The sequence below is a fragment of the Dyella sp. ASV21 genome (genome assembly GCF_016428975.1).
Taxonomy (GTDB): domain Bacteria; phylum Pseudomonadota; class Gammaproteobacteria; order Xanthomonadales; family Rhodanobacteraceae; genus Dyella.
Genome location: NZ_JAELTT010000072.1, coordinates 1 through 19,693 on the forward strand (window position 1 = coordinate 1; position 19,693 = coordinate 19,693).

Genomic DNA, 19,693 nt, shown 5'->3' on the forward strand with positions numbered 1-19,693 from the left:
GGCATTGCCTGTGTGCTGTTGTTTGCCTGGCGTTCGGTGACTCAGCGTTTCGTGGAAGGCAGCAAGACCGCCATCGCCGGTGCGCTGCTGGCCTCCATGAATACCGCTTCCGAATATGGCTTTGGCGCGGTCATCGCCGCCCTGCCCGGCTTTCGCGTAATCGCCAACGCGCTGCATGCCATTCCACATCCACTGGTGAACGAGGCGGTGACGGTAACCGCGTTGGCCGGCATCACCGGCTCGGCCTCGGGCGGCATGGGCATTGCGCTGGCCGCGATGGCCGAGACCTTCATTCACAACGCGCAGGCCGCCGGCATCCCGATGGAAGTGCTGCACCGCGTGGCCGCCATGGCCTCGGGCGGCATGGATACGCTGCCCCACAACGGCGCCGTGATTACCCTGCTGGCCGTCACCGGCCTGACCCATCGCCAGTCCTACCGGGACATTTTCGCGATCACCGTGATCAAGACCCTGGCCGTCTTCGTGGTGATCGCGGTGTACAGCCTCACCGGCCTGGTCTGATCTGGCGCCATACACTCAACGCTCGCTCCCCCGCACGGTCCGCCGGTTCCATCCGGCGGGCCGTTTTCTTTGCCTGAACGAAACGGCTGCCGCGACGACGCCTTCAGCCACGCGCCATAGTCATTTACAATCAATGACTTGAGCTGCATTCCATGCATTGTCATGTGCGTCCGTCACGCTAACGGGCCGATTCCTATTGACGGCTCATGGGGATCTTTCAAGCAAGCTGTCACATAAGTCCGTATAATTGACCGATTCGCCTTTCAAAACCCTACGCGACGGCCCCGAGCCGCCCGAGCCAAACTCATGTCCATCGAAAATTTGCGCAATATCGCCATCGTCGCTCACGTCGACCACGGCAAGACCACGCTCGTCGATCAGCTGCTGAAACAGTCCGGCACGCTCTCCGAGCGCACCGTGCTGGCCGAGCGCGTGATGGACAGCAATGACCAGGAAAAGGAACGCGGCATCACCATCCTGGCCAAGAACACGGCCATCACCTGGCAGGGCAACCGCATCAACATCGTCGACACCCCAGGCCACGCCGACTTCGGCGGTGAGGTCGAGCGCGTGCTGTCGATGGTGGATACGGTGCTTATTCTCGTCGACGCGATGGACGGCCCGATGCCGCAGACGCGCTTCGTGACGCAGAAGGCCTTCGCCATGGGCTTCAAGCCCATCGTGGTGGTCAACAAGATCGACCGCCCGGGCGCCCGTCCGGAGTGGGTGGTGGAACAGGTGTGGGATCTGTTCGATCGCCTCGGCGCCACGCCGGAGCAGATGGATTTCCCGATCGTCTACGCCTCGGCGCTGAACGGTTACGCCAGCCTCGACCCGGAAGTCCGCGAAGGCGACATGACCCCGCTGTACCAGGCCATCATGGACCATGCGCCCAAGCCGGAAGTGGACCCGGACGGCCCGTTCCAGATGCGCATCAGCCAGCTGGACTACAACAACTTCGTGGGCGTCATCGGCATTGGCCGCATCCAGCGCGGCACGCTGAAGAAGAACATGCCGGTGGCCGTGATCGACCGCGAAGGCAAGAAGCGCCAGGGCAAGATCCTGCAGGTGCTGGGCTTCCTCGGCCTGGAACGCATCGAGCAGGACAGCGCCGAAGCCGGCGACATCGTCGCTATCTCGGGCATCCAGGAGCTCACCATTTCCGACACCGTCACCGCCCTGGAAGCGCCTGAAGCGCTGCCGGCGCTGACCGTCGACGAGCCGACCATCAGCATGACCTTCCAGGTGAACAACTCCCCGTTCGCCGGCAACAAGGATCTCTCGGGCGGCAAGTTCCTCACCAGCCGCCAGATCAAGGATCGCCTTGACCGCGAGCAGGTGCACAACGTGGCGCTGAAGGTCGAGCAGGGTTCGGACGCGGACAAGTTCCTCGTGTCCGGCCGTGGCGAGCTGCACCTGTCGGTGCTGATCGAAAACATGCGTCGCGAAGGCTACGAGCTGGCCGTGTCGCGTCCGGAAGTGATCATCAAGGAGATCGACGGCCAGAAGATGGAGCCGATCGAGCAGCTGGTGGTGGACGTGGAAGAAATCCACCAGGGCCCCGTGATGGAGCGCCTGGGCATGCGCAAGGGCCAGCTCAAGAACATGGAGCCGGACGGCAAGGGCCGCGTGCGCCTTGAGTACCTGATCCCGGCGCGTGGCCTGATCGGCTTCCAGAACCAGTTCAAGACCCTCACCCAGGGTTCGGGCCTGCTGTTCCACGTGTTCGACCATTACGGTCCGAAGGAAGAAGGCCAGATCGCCAAGCGCCTCAACGGCGTGATGATCGCCAACGCGAGCGGCACCACGCCGGCCTACTCGCTTGGACCGCTGCAGGAGCGCGGCAAGCTGTTCGCGGCGGAAGGCGACTCGGTGTATGAAGGCCAGCTGGTCGGCATCCACGCCAAGGACAACGACCTGACCGTCAACGCCATCAAGCCCAAGCCGCTCACCAACATGCGCGCCTCGGGCAAGGACGATGCGATCCAGCTGACTCCGGCGATCAAGTTCTCCCTGGAGCAGGCCCTGGACTTCATCGACGACGATGAGCTGGTGGAGATCACCCCGAAGGAAATCCGCCTGCGCAAAAAGCACCTGACCGAAAACGATCGCAAGAAGGCCTCCCGCTCCGGCGGTTGATCTTCCTGCGCATCGCGACAAAGGGCCGCCGTTTGGCGGCCTTTTGTTTTGGGCATGTCATCATCGCGCACCGAACTCCCTCGTACGCCGCCAACGAACGCCATTTCATGCGATCTGCCCGCCTCTACGCCTCGCTATGCCTGTTGCTCGCGCCCCTGGTGCTACACGCTGACGACGCCCGCCTCTGGATTCCTCAGTGGCTGGGCGCGCAATACACCTTTGTCGACCAGCATCAGGATTCCCTGCATGCACCCTATTCCGGCGACATGAGCCTGCGGCCACAGGGCGACACGGAGCGTTCGCATACCTTCGGCGCCTATTTCGGCGTGGCGCTGCCGGCGCACTTCCAGTTCTACCTGGACATGGAAATGTTCAAGGGCGAAGGCGTATCCGGCGCCACCGGCCTGGCCGGGCTCACCAATGGCGACGTGATCCGCTCGGGCACCGTATCCCTGGGTAAGCGCGCCTATGTCGCGCGCCGCTACCTGCGCTGGACACTGCCGCTGGGCGACGACGCCGCACCGATAGAACGCGCGCAGGATCAGCTTCCGGGCGAAGAGGCCACCCGCCACATCGAAGTGAAGATCGGCAAGATGGCCGTCAACGATGACTTCGACAAGAACCGCTACGCCGGCAGCACGCGCACCCAGTTCATGAACTGGGCGCTGTTCAACAACCCCACCTGGGACTTCGCCGCCGACACGCGCGGCTATACCGAAGGCCTGATGCTGGCCTGGGTCAATCCTGCCTGGACCCTGCGCTACGGCATCTACCGCATGCCCACCGAAGCCAACGGCCAGAAACTGATCGATGCGCTCAGCGAGGCCCAGGGCCAACAGCTGGAACTGACCCTGCAGCCCGATCCACAGGGTTGGGCGCTGCGCTTTCTGGCCTTTCGCAACACCGCCAGCATGGGCATCTATCGCGAGGCGATCGACCTGGCGCTGGCCACCGGCCAGGTGCCGGACATTCGCGCCAACGACCAACCCGGCCGCATGAAGTACGGCTTTGGCCTCAACGGCGAACTGCCGCTGGCCGATGGCGGCGACACCGGCCTGTTCATGCGCGCCGGCTGGAACAACGGACGCACCGAATCCTTCGTCTTCACCGAAGTGGACCGCATGCTCAGCGGCGGCTTTCAGCTTTCCGGCGTGCATTGGGGGCGGCCCCAGGATCATTTCGCCGTGGCATGGGACGTGAACGCACTATCGCGCGATCACCGCGAATACCTGGCCTTGGGCGGCAATGGCTTTGTACTGGGCGACGGCGCACTCAACTACGGCCGCGAACAGATTCTGGAGGCGTACTACAGCTTCGCCCCGTTCGCGCACGTCACCCTCAGCCCCGACCTGCAACTGGTGCACAACCCTGGCTACAACCGCGACCGCGGCCCCGCACGCTTCGTGGGCTTGCGCGCACACCTGGAGCTGTAAGGCATCACGCCGGCAACTGGGCACGCTCCAACGCCGCCACGCGACGCTCCAGGCGTGGCCCCAGGTAGCCATGCGAGCCACAGGGCAGCAAACCCGCCTCGCCGAAAGCACGCAGATACCAGGACGGCGCGCGGGAGTGAAAACCCTCCAGGTCGCCATCCACGCCGTCCTTGCTGGTGAATACCTCCAGAAAGGCAACGCCCTCCAGCATGTCGCTGATACCGCTCAGACCTGCGCGGATCTCCGCGGGCTTGAGGTAGTGCAGCACATCCGTGCACACGATCAAATCAAAACGGCGATCGAAGCGCAGGTGCTCCAATTGGCCAAAGCGCGCCAGCCCAATGTTGCGGCTGCGCCCATAACGCGCCACCACGTACTCGCTCGCATCCACCCCCTGGTAATGAATGCCCGGCCGCAACGCGCGCAGCGGCGCCCGCCACACCGCCTCGCCGCAGCCCACATCCAGCACACTGCGCACCGGGTGACCCAGGTAATACTCGGCCAGGGCCAACGCCAGCGACACCTTGCGCTTGAGTTCGACCGGCGAGCCCACCGCGTGGTCGGGGTGGCGATACCACTTATCGAAATAGGCGCGGTCGTAAATCTTGCCCACGGTGCTTCTCCGGCAAAACACGCATGGTAGCCCAGCATCGCCAATCACCTGATCTGAACACGCGCTACGCCAGCATGTTGAAGCCGGAACCTGGGAGCCGCCTACCATGCCCACGATCCGTATTCGCTTGACGGCCAGTCGCGATGACGCGGACACATTGATCACCACGCTGCACGGCATCGACGGCATCGAGCATGTCGAAGAGCTTGATACACCGGCGCCCTATACGCGCGACGACTCCAGCTCCAGCGACCTGACCGATGACAATGGCACCGAGCTATTCCTGATCGAGGTACTGGCCGCCGACCACCTGCACGCGGATGCCGTGCGTGCCGTTACCGAAGTGGAAGCCTCGTTGCTCGGCGCAGTGGTGGAATTCGTCGATGAGTTCTAAGCATGCATCGCCACCGCGCTCACCACCGGCGATCCCGCGCCGCCTGCACCCAAACGCCTCTCGCGCCTCACGGCATCCGTCGCCCAGCCCTTTCGCCATCTTCCTTGCGCGGAGTTGACGAAATGGCAACGTTTTGAGCGGCAGGCATGAATCGGTGCTCAACAGCGGCGACATTTCACATTCCCGCGGTCAGCGAGCCGGCGTCTGCCGCGTTCACATGCCGAACCGACGCCGTCGTTCACCCACGTCTACAGGAATCCGACGCATGCCCGACACGCCGAAAATGCCCCCTCGCCGCATCCGTCCCTGGCTGAGTGCGCTCAGCCTGCTGCTGGTGCTGGGCCCGGCGAGCGCGATGGCGCGCGATGCCCATGCACTCTCCCAGGACGATATCGACTGGCTGCGCCGCGATGGCTTCGAGCTGGATAGCGCCACCGTAGCGCGCTATCGCGAGCTGGGCCGTTCGCGCTTCCTCGACGAACAACTGGACGACCGCGACGGCGACCCACTCCCGGCGCCGATTACTGCACTGATCAACAGCTACGAAGCAGCGAATACGCCCACCGAGCAATTGCTGACCAACCTGCGCGACGAGCAGGAGAAGATCAAGAACATGCCCGAAGGCGACGACAAAGCCGCCGCCAAAAAGGCGCAGCAGCAACACGCCAACGACCTGCTGCAGCAAGCGCAGCAGATCGAAATGCTGCACGCCGTTTACGGCCAGAACCAGCTCAAGGAACAAATGGTGTGGTTCTGGCTCAACCACTTCAGCGTCTACGGCGCCAAGGGCCGGGTGCGCTGGGTGGCCAACGATTACACGCAGAACACCATTCGTCCGCATGCGTTGGGCAAGTTCCGCGACTTGGTGATGGCGACGCTGGAAAGCCCCGCCATGCTGGAATTCCTCGACAATGCCCAGAATGCCAAGGGCCACGTCAACGAAAACTACGCACGCGAGCTGATGGAACTGCACACGCTGGGCGTCGGTTCCGGCTACACCCAGCAGGATGTGCAGCAACTGGCGCTCATCCTTACCGGCGTCGGCGTGTCGCCACTGCGCGATCGCCCTGCCCTGCGCGAACACCCGCGCTTTGCCGATATGTTCGTGCAGAAGGGACTGTTCGAGTTCAATCCCACGCGCCACGACTACAGCGACAAAGTGCTGCTCGGCCAGAAGATCAAAGGCAGCGGCTTTGACGAAGTCACCAAAGCGGTGGACCTGATCACCCGGCAGCCCGCCTGCGCGCAATTCATTTCCAAGAAACTCGCCGAGTACTTTGTGGCGGACGAACCGCCGCCCGCGCTGGTCGCCAAAATGGCCAAGACCTTCCAGCGCAGCGATGGCGACATCGCCGAAGTACTGCGCACCATGTTCGAATCCAAAGAGCTGGCTGCCAGCTACGGCAAGAAGTTCAAGGATCCCATGCAGTTCGTGGTGTCCTCCGTACGCATGGCGTACGACGGCAAGCCCATTGCCAATGCCAAGCCGTTGCTCAACTGGATGAACCAGTTGGGCGAACCGATATTCGGCCGACTCACACCCGATGGCTGGCCGCTGGATGGCAGCGGCTGGTCGAGCTCCGGCCAGATGGCCAAGCGTTTTGAAATCGCCAACTCCATCGGCACCGGCAACAACCGCCTGCTGACGCCCGAAGGCATGCCCAAGACCGGGGGTGATTTCCCCATGCTTACCACGCGGCTGTACTACGACACCTTCGACCCGCGCCTGAGCCCCGGCACGCGCGATGCGTTGGCCAAGGCCACCTCGCAGCAGGAATGGAACACCTTCCTGCTCTCCTCACCCGACTTCAACTACCGCTGAGGCAGACCGACATGAACCGCCGCGAATTCCTGCTCGCCGCCGCGACTGCCGCAGTCGCCGCGCCCGCACTGTCCTTCTCCGGCAAGCTGTTTGCCGCTCCCGCGAACACACCACGATTCCTGCTGGTCTTTCTGCGCGGCGGCTACGACTGCAACAACCTGCTGGTGCCCTACAGCAGCGACTTTTACTACGAAGCGCGCCCCACACTCGCCATCGCCAAACCCGATCCGTACAACACCAATAGCGCCATCGGCCTGACCAACGAGTGGGGCCTGAACCCCGTGTTGCGCGATTCGATCTACCCCTTGTGGCAGAAGCGCCAAGTCGCCTTTGTGCCGTTCGCCGGCACGGACGACCTTTCGCGCAGCCACTTCGAAACCCAGGACAACATCGAATCGGGCGAAGCCAGCGGCATGCGCAGCGACTATCGCTCCGGCTTCCTGGCGCGCCTTTCCGGCCAGATGACCAGCGTGCCCTCCATTGCCTTCACCGACGCCCTGCCGTTGAGTTTCCAGGGTAGCGGTCGCGATATTCCCAACATCTCCCTGCGCGGCAACACCAAGCCGGTGTTCGACGATCGCCAGGCCAGCATTCTTGCCGGCATGTATCACGGGACAGCACTCGCATCCGCCGCGTCCGATGGCCTGGAACTGCGCCAGAGCGTATCCAAGGAATTACAGGACGAGATGATGAAGGCCAACCGCGGCGCCGCCAACGCCAAGAACTTCGCCGATGAAACCCAGCGCATCGCCACCATGATGCGCGATCAATACCGCCTGGGTTTCGTCGACGTGGGCGGCTGGGACACGCACGTCAATCAAGGCAGCACCACCGGCCAGCTCGCCAATAACCTCACCAACCTGGGCAAAGGCCTCGCTGCCTACGCCGACGCCCTGGGTGACGAATGGAACAACACCGTCGTGGTGGTGGTTTCCGAGTTTGGCCGAACCTTCCGCGAGAACGGCAACAAAGGCACCGATCACGGCCACGGCACGGTCTATTGGGTGTTGGGCGGCAAGGTGAATGGCGGGCGCATCGCCGGCTCGCAGGTGGCGGTAAGCGCGCAGAGCCTGCTACAGAACCGCGACTACCCCGTGCTCACCAACTACCGCGACATGCTCGGCGGCTTGATGGGGCGCATGTGGGGGCTGTCCGGCAGCCAGTTGCAAACCGTGTTCCCCGGCGCGCGACCGCACGATCTGCAACTGGTCTAAGCACGCTCTGAGTTCGCCCGTCATTCCCGCAAAGGCGGGAATCCAGGGCCATTGTCCTCAATGGCTTGATCGCGACCGATGTTCTTCTTCAAGCAGATGCCAACAGTCGATCAGAGCATCCCCAAAGCTTGCGGCCAGCACGCAAGCTCACTCGACGCGATGGTACGTGCCCGCAAGCACCGGCTCCCAGTTCACACCGCCGTCGAACGAACTTTCCAGGCGCAGGGTGAAGCAGTCTTCTCCCTGCATGGCATAGATGTGCCGTGTCTGCCCGCGCGGCGAGCTGCGCACGAACGTGAGCTGCCTGCCATCCCACACGCCCGGTGCGGGCGTTGAAGGCACGAAGCCGTAGCTATCGAACCAATACAGACTGTACTGGTCGTGCTCGGGGCCCGCGGCAACTACGGCATGCGCCTGCAATGCCGGCTTGCCGTCACGCTCTTCGCGGTACTCCTGCACCAGTACGCGCCCACCCAGCTCGCAGCGCGCCTGCACGAACCCCTTGGCCGGCCCACCCTGCCCCCAACGCGTGGTGGCAACTTCCTCATCGCCGGCCCAGCGGCCGGCGAGTGCGTCCAGCATGGTCATGCCGTGGCCTCCTTCGACCGATCAAACCTTGGATTCAGCCTTCGCGCGGCACCAACATGTGCTTGGCGATATGCCCATGCATGATGCCCAGCGCGCGTGCCAGGTGCAGCGTGACGAACAACAGCACAATGCCGATCATGCAAAGGAACGTTACATCCAACCAGCCAACTTGATGAAACCCCGTACCCCAGTTGATCAAGGGCTGGCTGTCGACGAAGTAATGGCCAAACACGCCGTGATCGAACGCCAGGGCGAGGGGCGAGCCTATAAAAGCCACAGACACCGAGAGCAAGGTCACCGCCAAGGTGAAGTACACAATGCCCAGTGGCAACATCAGCCACATGTAGCAAAGCGTGGTCCAGGTATGCACGTCGGTAAACATGCTGCCGATACGCTTGAACAAACCGCGCTGTTCCACGCGATATACCGGACGCCGCGGCATGCGCATGCCCAGCATCGTTTCCACGATGCGCCCTTCCACCAGCGAGAGCACACGCACGCTGCCAAAAAACAGCACGATGAACGGCAGGCCGATGATCAACACTGAGAGGCCCAGCGACAGCGACAAGCCCGTTACCGCCCAGGTGAAATAGAAAATACCCGTGGCCAGCGCCAGCAGCATGTAGAACAGTGCGCCATAAGTGCGCGCATCCGCCGCGACGCCAAAGAAGCGACCGATCAACGAACGGCGCTTGGGCGGCGGCGGCGGCCGCAGCGCTCGCTGGATCTTGATCTCCTGGTCGCGATAGATGTCGGCGACCTCGTCCGGCGCACCGTAGGTGCCCACCACGTGAGCCAGCATGTCCGCTTCGCTGCGCTGCGGGTTCTCCGCCAGCTCCGCACGCAGATGCTCCTCCGCGTCGTAAAGCGCATCCTGGATCAACGCGGCGTCTGCCCCACGCAGCGCCTCACGCAGCTGCCGCAGATAGTCGGCAATGGTACGTGGCGTGTTCATTACACCCCTCCTTGCAAAACAGCATCGACCGAGTCGCGCGTGTCGTTCCAGGCATCCACCCAGTCACGCAGCACATCGCGCCCTTGTTTGGTCACGCGGTAATAGCGACGCGGCGGCCCGCTGATAGACGGCTCCACCTGACTCGCCAACAAACCCGCCCCCTCGAGATTGCGCAGCACCGGGTACAAGGCACTCTGCTTGCCCGCCAATACGCCCTCGCCCATGTCTTCCAGCCGCTTGGCGATCTGGTAGCCGTACATCGGCTGCCGCGACTGGCTCAGCACCGCCAGCAGCACCAGCGACACGGTGCCCGCCGACAGCTCCTTCTGGAACTTCTTCAGATGGCTGACGTTGTCGTCCATACCCCACCCGCCCAGCTACTTACCTTGAAGTGAAGCATAGTGTGGAGTTAACACTAGTGCATGGGTATGAAGTCATGCACGTAAAGCGTTCTTGTTGTGGGCATGACACCCATATATGTACCCGCTGTACAAACACGGGGTCGGCAGGCGCGGCTGTCCGTGCGCTGCATCGTGCCGCTGAGGTCGCCGTCGGGCGCGTATGTCGTTAGGCATGGTCGTAAGTAAGCCCACCGGCGCCCCGCGAGGCGCCGTGACCAATGACCCATTCAGCAATCAACGGAGGAAGCGGTAGCTTATGCGTCGATGGACAGCAGTTTCCTGGCCTGACGCCGTCGATTGGCCCGCGCATCCAGCATGGGCGCCATGAGGTGCTCAGTGTCTTCTTGGCGATGGAGAAGGAAGGAGATGGAGATGCGCAAAGCATCGGGCCTCGCGTCACTCATTGCGTTGTCGTGCGTCGCCGTACTGGCGATGTATTGCGCGCCAGCCCCCGCACAAACCGAGTCCGATGGCTTCCAATTCCTGGGTCAGCCGGGGCCTTACGTTGTCGGACTAAAGGTCGTCAATCAGTATGATCGGTCAAGGACGTTTCCGTCGAAAATAGGCGCGAACGGCAAGCCCTCCGTTGGCGCTGCCGGAGCACGCCCCGTCCAAACCCTCATCTGGTATCCCGCCTCTGCCAGTGCTGGCAAGTCGATGACTGTCGGCGACTATGCGCAACTGTCTCGGTCCGAGATCCACTTCGACCGACCCGATAAAAGCAACGCGTGGACAACCAAGCTCGCCGCATACGCGAATGTGGCACTACTGGCAAAAATGGATGCCACGATGGCGAGCGGGCGCTTTCCTCTGGTCGTATATGCGCCCGGCCAGTCATCAGTCGCCTGGGACAATGCGGATATCTGCGAATACCTGGCAAGCCATGGATATGTCGTTGTGGCCAGCCCTTCCCTGGGTAAATCGACCCGGGACGCCGATGACAATCTCGATGACATCGAGGCGGAAGCTGCCGACATCTCCTTTTTGATCAGCTACGCATCAACGCTCGCCGACGTCGATGCATCGAAAGTGGCCGTCGCCGGCTGGAGCTGGGGAGGCATCTCCAACCTCTTTGCAGCTTCGGTCGATAGCCGCATCAAGGCCTTGATCGCTTTCGATGGAAGCATGCGCTACTACCCTGGCCTCATCCAGCAATCAGGAAAAATCAAACCCGAGCGCATGACCACACCCCTGCTGTTCTTCACGCGGGGAAATCTGTCGCTTGAGGATTGGAATCGCTACGCCACGGTGCAAAACGAGGGACCGAGCGTGCTCAACGCGTGGACGGGTGGCGACCTTTGGACGATCCACATGCTTGGCATGTCGCATCCGCAGTTCTCTTCGATGTATCAGCGAGCCAGTTCGCAGCAGAAGTTTGACGATAATCGTATGGACGACTACGACCGGCATGACGTCAACGTCAGCTACGCCTGGGTCGCGCGATACACGCTTGGCTTCTTGAACGCTTATCTAAAGAGCGATGCCGGTGAACGGACCTTTCTCAAGGCGGTACCCATTGATAACGGGGTTCCAAAGCACTTCTTGACCGTCGATTTCCGCGCGGCGCAAGGCACGCCCTGACCAGGATCGAAATGCTTCAACGCCACACAATGAGGGACGTGCTGTCTTCTCCGGGGAAGTCCCATCCGGCGGCCCAGCGTCTACCAAAGCGAGAGCGCGCTACCTTTTCACTTTTCTGCAGCCAAACAAGCGCCCGCCCGGTCAGACACTTAACGACAGTGAGCGCGCGTACTTACCGGGAGTGGTCCCTACGTGCCGGCTGAAAGCCACGCTAAAAGCGCTCGCTGAGGCGTAGCCCACCTGATCGGCAATCTCGGACACCGTTAGTTGATTGTCGCGAAGTAGCCCCTTGGCGATATCCATCCGCCATGCGAGCAGATATTCCATGGGCGCCACTCCCACCGACCTGGTGAAGCGCTCAAAGAACGCAGAGCGTGACATGGCTGCGGCCTTCGCCAACTGCTCGATGCTCCACGCATGACCAATACGCGCATGCATGTGCTTCAGAGCTGGCGCCAATCGCTCATCGCCCAATCCCCGCAGCAACCCTGGTGGTGCGCTTCCTGCCGAGGCTGCGCGCATAGCCTCCACGAGCAACAGTTCAACAAGGCGGGAGAGCATGAACTCGCAGCCCGGCTTTTGATCGGCCACTTCCTCGCCAACCATGCGCACCAGTTGCGACAGACGCATCGAACCTTGCACATGGACGACCCGGGGAAGCAGGGAGATCAGCAGTCCCGGATCAACGGCGTCAAACAAGAATGACCCGCCCAGAGATCGCATGTCCGGATGGCCATCTGGTTCGCCATAGCGCAGCTCGGCGACACTCCCCGCGACGTCCTTGGGATCCCAATGCACCGGCGGCGCCGGCACCCGACTGGAAATAGTAAACGCCGGCGTCGCTGGCAGTAGCACGAAATCGCCAGCGCTCAAGGCGATGGGCTCGTGGCCATCCACGGCCAGAAGGCAATCACCTTCCAGCATGATGCAGAAGCTGGGCTGGCCGAACCTGGAATAGCGCACGGCCCAGTTGCCTTTGCCACTGATGACGTTGGCGAACACCGCGCGAGGACGCAGAAGTCGGACTACCTCAGAAAGCGGATCGCTCATATTCTGGACGCTGGCGAAATAAATAAGGACTTATAATCATCGATAGTCCAGTGATCCTCCCCTATCGTTCTCTTCGAGTCAACGCGACCCTTGGAGAGACCCATGAATACGGTGCTGATTACTGGCTGTTCTTCAGGCTATGGCCTGGAAACCGCACGCTACTTCCTGGCGCTGGGATGGAACGTTATTGCCACCATGCGCACGCCGAAAGAAGGCTTGTTTCAGCCCTGCGCAAACCTTCGCGTCTTGGCCTTGGATGTGACCCGAAGTGACAGCATTGCGGATGCCTTGGACGCCGCAGGGCCCTTCGATGTGCTTGTGAACAACGCGGGCATCGGACTTTTTGGGGCGTTTGAAGCCACGCCCATGCCGACCATTCGCGAGATCTTCGAGACCAATACGTTCGGTGTCATGGCTATGTGTCAGGCGGTCATTCCGCGATTCCGGGCACGAGGAGCGGGCACCGTTGTGAACGTTACATCGAGTGCTACTTTGGCATCGTTCCCGCTTGTGGCCGCATATACGGCAAGCAAGACCGCCATCGAGGGCTTTACCGCGTCTCTCGAACACGAGCTCCATGCGTTCGGCATTCGCGTCAAGTTGGTCGAGCCCGGCTATGCTCCAACAACCCGCTTTACCGCGAATGGCCAGGGTCGTATGCAAGGGCTAATCCCCAAAGCCTATGAACCGTTCGCCCAAGACGTCATTTCCGGACTGACGGGAACAAGCGGTGTGACCACCGAAGCCGACGTAGCCCTTGAGATCTGGCGCGCAGCAAACGATATGACCGGACAACTCCGCTTTCCCGCAGGATCGGATGCCGTCGCCCTGGCTCTTGCCAAGGAAACCGGGGGCAAGCGATGGGCGCGGCATCGCGACCCTTTGGTCGCATGATGCGCTACACCCGCGGGCGTTCACCGATGGAGACGCTGTCGGTGATCCTGTTGGGGTCGTCGGTCTTTCGCGTGTGATGGCGCGAACGGCGCATCGCACGTGATTGCCCAAGATGCACCTGTAGCTCCTCGCTCACGGATCGACAGGGTGGGATATAAAGCGTGCGATAGAGCATCGCCGATGACACTGGGCAACGCGCCGCGTCCGAACAGGAGCGCTTCAAGCATCCGGCAATCTGCTGGGTTCCGGATGGGGCTTAAGCTCGACCACCCTTATCGCGCCAAGACTCGATGCACAGCTCGCTTACAGAGCCTGGGCGTCGTGCGCTGGCCACCGGGGCGCATCTCGGGCCCGCCGTTGCGGGCAATCGCACGACTTATGCAGGCTGTCAGTGCCGGTACGTACGGGGCGGTGCAAGCACGGAAGCCTCCGGCATTCCGTGCCGGAGGCTTCCGTGGTCTTACGTTCGCCAGAAGAAGGCAAGATGGGTGAAATCTCACCATTCCTTCATGCGTTAACTCTTCTTGTACTCATCGCGCGCTTTACCAACATCCTTCTGCAGCTTACCTGCCTCTTTCTCAAAATGACCGGCCGCCTGTTTGGCGTGATTGCCCGTCACCTTCCCTGCAGCCTCTTTCAACGCGCCTTTCACTTCGTGTTTGGTGCCTTCGATTCGGTTCTTGTCCATGATGAACTCCTGTCGCCGGATTGCGACATCAGTGACTCCGTAAAGCTACGCGCAACCTGCCGTGCCCTCTGTACGTCGCCGCACACAGCCCTCGCCGGAGAGGCAAGCCATGGCCATTCGGCATAGATGAAATGGACGGCCGTATTCCCCGAACCGGTGATAAAATTCGCCAGACGCCCGCGATGATGCCCGGTATGACTGCTGCCTCCGACCCGCGACAGAACCGGTTACTTGCCGCCTTGCCGGACGCCGAATGGACCCGATGGGCACCGCATCTTGAGCCCGTCGATATGCCGCTCGGCAAAGTCCTTTACGAGTCAGGCAGCCGGTTAAGTCATGTTTACTTTCCCACGACCTCGATCGTCTCGCTCCTTTACGTGATGGAGGACGGGGCCTCAGCCGAGATCGCCGTGGTTGGCAACGAAGGTATCGTGGGCATCTCTCTGTTCATGGGCGGCGAGTCCACGCCCAGCCGTGCGCTGGTACAAAGCGCGGGCCAGGGTTTTCGCCTCAAGGCGGACTTGATGCTGCAAGAGTTCAATCGTGCCGGCCCGGTACTCCACTTGCTGCTGCGCTACACCCAGGCCCTCATCACCCAGATGTCCCAGACCGCGGTGTGCAATCGCCATCACTCTCTGGATCAACAGCTATGCCGTTGGCTTCTGCTCAGCCTGGATCGCCTGCATTCCAAAGAGCTGGTGATGACGCAAGAACTCATCGCCAACATGCTGGGTGTGCGCCGGGAAGGGGTAACGGAAGCCGCGGGCAATCTGCAGCAAGCCGGACTTATTCGTTACCAGCGCGGACATATCACCGTGCTGGATCGTACCGGACTTGAAGGCCGAACCTGCGAATGCTATGCCGTGGTCAAGAAGGAATATGACCGCCTGCTTCCCACCAAGCCGGATTGATGCACCGCGCCAACGAAGCACAACGCCACGACCGAGCATAAGTTCAACGCATGCCTTCCACGGAACGCATGCATTGAGCTCCTTCCTGCCCTACTGCCCGCGTTGGATTCCTGCGAGCGGCATAAGACGTCCATGTATCCTCACGGAACAGTTCCATCGGTCGCACTAGCATGGAGACCCATGCCGACGCACCAGGAGACTCCGCCATGTCCAGCCTCATCGTCGCCACATTCAACAATCAGTTCGCCGTTTCGTCCGCCGTCGACAAGTTGCTATCGCGCGGCATGCATCGCGAACAACTGCGTATTTCCCTCGATGAAAGCGTGGGCAACTCCGCCGCCAGTTCGAGCGCACCCACATCCGTTCTGTCGATCCTCAGTCACCAGGGCCATCGACAAGACCAAAAGGCATCGGAAGTCCGCTCGCCAAGCCACCTCCCCGCGCCGGATCAGATGGGACATAACGTGTTGACGGTGATGCTGGATGCGGAGATGGATGCCCACGACATACGTCATCTCATGGAACGAGCGGGCGCGACGTCCGTCATTGCCAGGGAGGCGGTGGCGCCTTTGGAAAACCCCCAATGGTGGCCTGAGATAGGCACCGGCAACCGGATCGATGTGGAGCGCGCGATCTGCGCTAGCCGTGGAGGCGAAGCTCTAGGTCCGCACGCTCGCCACTAGCGGCATCACGCAACGAGGAACGGCGACCGAACCTCCGCATAAAACCGAATATGGTGAGGCAAGCCCCACCATATTCGTCAGTCAGCTAGTGCTTGGCAGCACCGTTAGTGCTTGGTAGGAACGATAACCTTATCGATCGCGTGAATGACGCCATTGCTCGACGGGATGTCGCATTGCGTGATCTTGGCACCGCCAATGCTGAGCGTCTCGCCGTCCTTGCGGATCTTTTCGGTGCCGCCCTGCATCATCTTCGGCTCGGTCAACTTTGCCACTTCGACGGAGGGGGAAAGACCGACGAGCACGTGATGCTTCAGCACGGAGATCAACTCCGCTTTGTTTTCCGGCTTGAGCCAGTTCTCCAGCGTGCCTTTGGGCAGCTTCTCGAATGCCGCATCCGTGGGCGCAAAGAATGTGTACGGTCCATCGCCCTTCAGCACGTGGTTTAGTTCGGCCGCGTTGAGCGCCTTGCCCAGGGTATGGAACGAGTTGTTGGCAGCGACGGTGTCGGCGATGTTCTTGCCAGAAAGTCGCGATGCATTGGATTCATGATTGGACATGGGATTGCCTTCAATAGTGATCCGCGTAGCGGATCGGGAGCGGACGATGCCGCAACTCCGATACAGATCGGAGAAGTACTCAGAAGGCGATGGGGAGAGAACCGCGTGACTGAGACGCCAGCCCAGGAGGAGACGTTCATTCCTGACGCCATGGCAGGTTGCGCTGTCTGTTGTTAGATGCGTGTGATCCGCTGCTTGTCGAACATGCAATCCGTACCCGATTGGGGGGTATCGCCCAGCACGTTATCCGCTCCAGCCTGAGGCGAGCCATGGAAACGCGCCCCACTTGCAATGCGACGTAAATGCAGCTTCGCGCCGCCCTGCCCTGTACCGACCATGGGTGCATCGCCACACACCCACGTAACACCCGCAAGCGCACCCTGACCGGGTATCCACTCCCCAGACACACATCAACTCCCCGCCACATGGAGGCACGTTACGGGTGCATAACAACGATTAGCGCATCTTGATCCGAGGCACTTCGTTCGTCGCCCGTCCTTGCCACAGCGACACGCGCCACGTCGCGCCCCTCTTGATCCGAAGGAAGCGGATCGGCAACCGAGGTAACTCCATGTACGCCCCTAATCAGACGAACTCGCTGTACTTTCATCCGCACAAGCTGCACTTCGCACCACGTGCAAAAGCAGCAGACAGCGAACAACGTAACCGCTGGTTTCCAGGCTATGACGCCTCAGTCGCTTTGCCACGAAAAAGGACCCTGGGGGCGCAGGAAACGCCTTTTACCAAGGGTGAGTGTTCGTTGTCCGATATCGACCAGGCGGATCGCGAAGTTGAACCCATGGATGAGGACGGCTGCCGATGTTCCGAGCCCGAGACTGGCGAGCACTGATCGGTATCGATCAATCGACTCGCCGTGCTGGCCGCATTCCCCACATTCCTCTTTGGCTGGCGAACATCGCCCAGCAATGGCTCAACACATGACCGACCGCCCGTACACCGTCCACGGAAAGGCGAGCCCGACACAACCCTCCTCAAGGACTTCATCATGACTATCGTCTCCGGAAAAACCACGAACGGCTTCACCTATGAAGGTGACTACGAGCACGCCAATTCCGACCGCGTCACCTGGACAGCGACCTACCGGCGAAGCGGCGTGTTCTTTGGCATGCGGCATGGCCGCATCAATGAGCTTCGGGACATTCCGATGAAGGAGGTCGACGAGGTGGTGAAGGACGATATCGAGTACACCTGGGTTCAAACCACCTAGGGCGTCAGGCGCCCCATCCCGCTCGCCACTCGTTTGAACGCGGGTGGTTGGTCATGGCTGGGACGCAGAAACTGCTCGTCACGCGCGGCGGGATATATGTCGTTGAATCGAACGCTACCGAAGCGTTGGCGCAAGCGCATGCAGATTCTGCGCGCCAACCCGGATGACGCCGCCCCGTGGGCTATCGATGTCGGCGATCAGCATGAAGGAAATCGACACCACCAAGGGCAATACCAGCAGAAGCGCCGGCTCGTCCTTCAACTGACGTGCGCCAAAGCCGAGCAGAAGATTGCAACCGATAGCGATCAGCATCATCAGCACCCACGCGGCAACCGGTATCCGGTTCCACCAGGCCGCCTGGGTATACCCCTCGGCGTTGAGCACGTCGTTCATACCCGCCACGACCAGCGCCATGATGGGATTGGCCTGTTCGTGCGCAGGCGCTTCCACTGCCGCCCATAGACTGGACTGGAGCTGGTTCTTGCGCGCCGCGATCTGGTTAAGTGCATCCCGGCCGGTGTTTTCGTAGAACAGGATGCGTTGCTGCAAATAGTTGCTCAATAGCGCGCGTGCGCGCGCGGCATCCGCCGGCGCGAGCAAGCCAAGGCGCACGTACTCCGTACCAATGGCGTTGGCCTCGGCCTCCTCGTAGTTCTTTCGCTGGTCGTATCGACTGATGGACATCGAGAATGTGAAGCCGATGATCAGTGCCAGCAGCGTCAGCGTGGCCCCTTGCACCACAGCAAATGCCTCGCCCACGCCCTTTTCGTCCCCCCGATGCCAGCGAGACAGCGCCACACCCACTCGCCCGGCCACCCAGAGCACAAGCATGGAAACAAAGAACAGCAAGAACGGATGATCCGTAATGACAGTCATGCATTAACCCCTCAAGGAAAGCACCGACGCGCCTCCCGTACCTTGCCACGGTTACGGCGACCGCATGGCAACGCGCCACCGAGCATGGGCGGGCTACCGTTGCATCCCCATCGATAGCATGCCCTAGCCGCGGGTGATGATGACGTCGCTCGCGAGCACGTCAACGGTCTGCCATTCCCCTTGTAGACGCCAGGTGACGACCCGCCCCCCCTGTGACTTGCAGCGCATGGGCCGGATGATTGACCCCGCTAAAGCGGAGGCACCGGTATAGCCCGGAGCCGCCCATGCTCGCCATACTGCTGGCTTCCTTGCATGCCAGCGCGTCGCCCCCCAGCGATTGCCATATCGGCGCCTACCGCCTTAGCGACGGGAGCACGCTGGATATCGCCCCGTCTCAAGGAGGAGCCCTGCGCTGGCGGCTTATCGAAGTACGACTCCATGGCGGTGCTGGAGCGCCGGCTTGCCACACTGCAATCGAAGGGGCTCCCGATCACCACGGCCGTATTCCCCCACGCCGAGCACGACATGAACGAGTACGAGCTGCAACCGGATGGAACGCGCGTGGACGCGCGCTACTCACAGGGCTATATGCGCCTCACCATCGACGATGCAAAGGGCGCGCTGCATGGACCATACGGTGTCAGCCAAATGGTTTTCCCGAAGCGCGTAAACGTGACCTGGACGCGTTAACACGCGCATAGCGCAGCCACCCCAACGAGCGGGATGAACGACGGCGTCTCCATAGCGCCGTCGTTCGCCGACAACACAAACCCACATATCCGCGAGACTGGCAGGTCGATCGCTCAGTGCTGCGCGGCCGCCGGTGTGGCGACAAAGCCGTGGCGCTTGCCGGTGGTGTCGATGTACCTACCCATAAACCTGGCGTAAAACGCCGTGATAGATGCCGTCGGCATCCCAATACACGCCTGCGATGACCCCAAATTCATTGATGCCGTCGATGTTCGAATTCAGATGCCCCGGGAAATCGACCGTGCGGAGATGCCCGCCGCGCAACAAAATGCCGTGTTGCCGGCCGCTGGCGTCGGTGGGGCCACCCGCCGCACTGAAATCAGCCGACGCGAACAAGCATACGAATGGCTCGCCAAGGTCCAACTAGGCCCCGATACCGAGCGGAACATAACCC

At 61.5% G+C, this 19,693-nt stretch carries 21 protein-coding genes and 1 pseudogene; 14 read left to right on the top strand and 8 right to left on the bottom strand.

Annotated elements, in window-relative coordinates; genetic code table 11:
* The 3 genes and pseudogenes from JHD67_RS17870 to JHD67_RS17880 form a co-directional block, all read left to right on the top strand.
* A pseudogene (locus JHD67_RS17870) lies at positions 1-522 on the top strand (GntP family permease); the annotation flags it as partial.
* Between the two features lie 306 nt (positions 523-828).
* A complete protein-coding gene (gene typA / locus JHD67_RS17875) occupies positions 829-2,661 on the top strand; it encodes a translational GTPase TypA (RefSeq protein WP_199100549.1) in 1,833 nt (610 codons plus the stop codon).
* Positions 2,662-2,768: 107 nt separating this feature from the next.
* Complete coding sequence (locus JHD67_RS17880; protein WP_199100550.1) at positions 2,769-4,094, top strand: carbohydrate porin; 1,326 nt, start codon at positions 2,769-2,771, stop codon at positions 4,092-4,094.
* Between the two features lie 4 nt (positions 4,095-4,098).
* Here the strand turns inward: JHD67_RS17880 and JHD67_RS17885 are convergent, their stop codons facing one another.
* Positions 4,099-4,707 (bottom strand): class I SAM-dependent methyltransferase, encoded by a 609-nt coding sequence (locus JHD67_RS17885; protein ID WP_199100551.1) that lies wholly within the window; start codon positions 4,705-4,707, stop codon positions 4,099-4,101.
* Between the two features lie 106 nt (positions 4,708-4,813).
* On the opposite strand from JHD67_RS17885, the gene JHD67_RS17890 reads away from it, so the two are divergent.
* The 3 genes from JHD67_RS17890 (at position 4,814) to JHD67_RS17900 (ending at position 8,137) form a co-directional block, all read left to right on the top strand.
* A complete protein-coding gene (locus JHD67_RS17890; protein WP_199100552.1) occupies positions 4,814-5,101 on the top strand; it encodes a hypothetical protein in 288 nt (95 codons plus the stop codon).
* Positions 5,102-5,366: 265 nt separating this feature from the next.
* Complete coding sequence (locus JHD67_RS17895; RefSeq protein ID WP_233172022.1) at positions 5,367-6,923, top strand: DUF1800 domain-containing protein; 1,557 nt, start codon at positions 5,367-5,369, stop codon at positions 6,921-6,923.
* Positions 6,924-6,934: 11 nt separating this feature from the next.
* Positions 6,935-8,137, top strand: coding sequence for a DUF1501 domain-containing protein (locus JHD67_RS17900; protein ID WP_199100553.1), 1,203 nt, complete (start codon positions 6,935-6,937; stop codon positions 8,135-8,137).
* A gap of 147 nt (positions 8,138-8,284) precedes the next feature.
* On the opposite strand, the gene JHD67_RS17905 is transcribed toward JHD67_RS17900, so the two are convergent.
* Genes JHD67_RS17905 through JHD67_RS17915 form a run of 3 tightly spaced genes read right to left on the bottom strand, consistent with a single transcriptional unit; the run spans position 8,285 to position 10,042 of the window.
* The gene (locus tag JHD67_RS17905) at positions 8,285-8,725 is read right to left on the bottom strand and encodes a DUF1579 family protein (protein ID WP_233172024.1); all 441 of its coding nucleotides are present in this window, start codon (positions 8,723-8,725) and stop codon (positions 8,285-8,287) included.
* A 34-nt stretch (positions 8,726-8,759) separates the two neighbouring features.
* Positions 8,760-9,680, bottom strand: coding sequence for a sensor domain-containing protein (locus JHD67_RS17910; RefSeq protein ID WP_199100554.1), 921 nt, complete (start codon positions 9,678-9,680; stop codon positions 8,760-8,762).
* Positions 9,680-10,042: a PadR family transcriptional regulator gene (locus tag JHD67_RS17915; protein ID WP_199100555.1), complete on the bottom strand. Its 363-nt coding sequence runs from the start codon at positions 10,040-10,042 to the stop codon at positions 9,680-9,682. The genes JHD67_RS17910 and JHD67_RS17915 overlap by 1 nt, the downstream gene beginning before the upstream one ends.
* A gap of 411 nt (positions 10,043-10,453) precedes the next feature.
* Between JHD67_RS17915 and JHD67_RS17920 the strand changes: the two genes are divergently transcribed.
* The gene (locus JHD67_RS17920) at positions 10,454-11,662 is read left to right on the top strand and encodes an alpha/beta fold hydrolase (protein ID WP_199100556.1); all 1,209 of its coding nucleotides are present in this window, start codon (positions 10,454-10,456) and stop codon (positions 11,660-11,662) included.
* Between the two features lie 141 nt (positions 11,663-11,803).
* Here the strand turns inward: JHD67_RS17920 and JHD67_RS17925 are convergent, their stop codons facing one another.
* Positions 11,804-12,712, bottom strand: coding sequence for an AraC family transcriptional regulator (locus JHD67_RS17925; protein ID WP_199100557.1), 909 nt, complete (start codon positions 12,710-12,712; stop codon positions 11,804-11,806).
* 102 nt (positions 12,713-12,814) lie between these two features.
* Here JHD67_RS17925 and JHD67_RS17930 point away from each other — a divergent pair, with 102 nt between their 5' ends.
* Entirely contained in the window at positions 12,815-13,606 is a 792-nt protein-coding gene (locus tag JHD67_RS17930; protein ID WP_199100558.1) for an SDR family oxidoreductase, read from the top strand.
* 514 nt (positions 13,607-14,120) lie between these two features.
* On the opposite strand, the gene JHD67_RS17935 is transcribed toward JHD67_RS17930, so the two are convergent.
* Positions 14,121-14,294: a CsbD family protein gene (locus JHD67_RS17935; protein WP_199100559.1), complete on the bottom strand. Its 174-nt coding sequence runs from the start codon at positions 14,292-14,294 to the stop codon at positions 14,121-14,123.
* Between the two features lie 194 nt (positions 14,295-14,488).
* Here JHD67_RS17935 and JHD67_RS17940 point away from each other — a divergent pair, with 194 nt between their 5' ends.
* Together JHD67_RS17940 and JHD67_RS17945 are read left to right on the top strand one after the other, a co-directional pair.
* Positions 14,489-15,205, top strand: coding sequence for a Crp/Fnr family transcriptional regulator (locus JHD67_RS17940; RefSeq protein WP_199100560.1), 717 nt, complete (start codon positions 14,489-14,491; stop codon positions 15,203-15,205).
* A gap of 206 nt (positions 15,206-15,411) precedes the next feature.
* Positions 15,412-15,888, top strand: coding sequence for a hypothetical protein (locus JHD67_RS17945; protein ID WP_199100561.1), 477 nt, complete (start codon positions 15,412-15,414; stop codon positions 15,886-15,888).
* A 104-nt stretch (positions 15,889-15,992) separates the two neighbouring features.
* Here JHD67_RS17945 and JHD67_RS17950 read toward each other — a convergent pair whose 3' ends face one another.
* A complete protein-coding gene (locus tag JHD67_RS17950) occupies positions 15,993-16,445 on the bottom strand; it encodes a fasciclin domain-containing protein (protein WP_199100562.1) in 453 nt (150 codons plus the stop codon).
* A 571-nt stretch (positions 16,446-17,016) separates the two neighbouring features.
* On the opposite strand from JHD67_RS17950, the gene JHD67_RS17955 reads away from it, so the two are divergent.
* The gene (locus JHD67_RS17955) at positions 17,017-17,295 is read left to right on the top strand and encodes a hypothetical protein (protein WP_199100563.1); all 279 of its coding nucleotides are present in this window, start codon (positions 17,017-17,019) and stop codon (positions 17,293-17,295) included.
* A gap of 156 nt (positions 17,296-17,451) precedes the next feature.
* The gene (locus JHD67_RS17960) at positions 17,452-17,673 is read left to right on the top strand and encodes a TonB-dependent receptor (protein ID WP_199100564.1); all 222 of its coding nucleotides are present in this window, start codon (positions 17,452-17,454) and stop codon (positions 17,671-17,673) included.
* A 114-nt stretch (positions 17,674-17,787) separates the two neighbouring features.
* On the opposite strand, the gene JHD67_RS17965 is transcribed toward JHD67_RS17960, so the two are convergent.
* Positions 17,788-18,549, bottom strand: coding sequence for a hypothetical protein (locus JHD67_RS17965; protein ID WP_199100565.1), 762 nt, complete (start codon positions 18,547-18,549; stop codon positions 17,788-17,790).
* Positions 18,550-18,987: 438 nt separating this feature from the next.
* Here JHD67_RS17965 and JHD67_RS17970 point away from each other — a divergent pair, with 438 nt between their 5' ends.
* Both JHD67_RS17970 and JHD67_RS22415 read left to right on the top strand, forming a co-directional pair.
* Positions 18,988-19,239 carry a hypothetical protein gene (locus JHD67_RS17970; protein WP_199100566.1) on the top strand — a complete coding sequence of 84 codons (252 nt, stop codon included), beginning with the start codon at positions 18,988-18,990 and terminating at the stop codon, positions 19,237-19,239.
* Positions 19,240-19,443: 204 nt separating this feature from the next.
* Positions 19,444-19,693 (top strand): hypothetical protein (locus tag JHD67_RS22415; protein WP_233172025.1); only part of this gene is annotated, 250 nt, incomplete at its 3' end.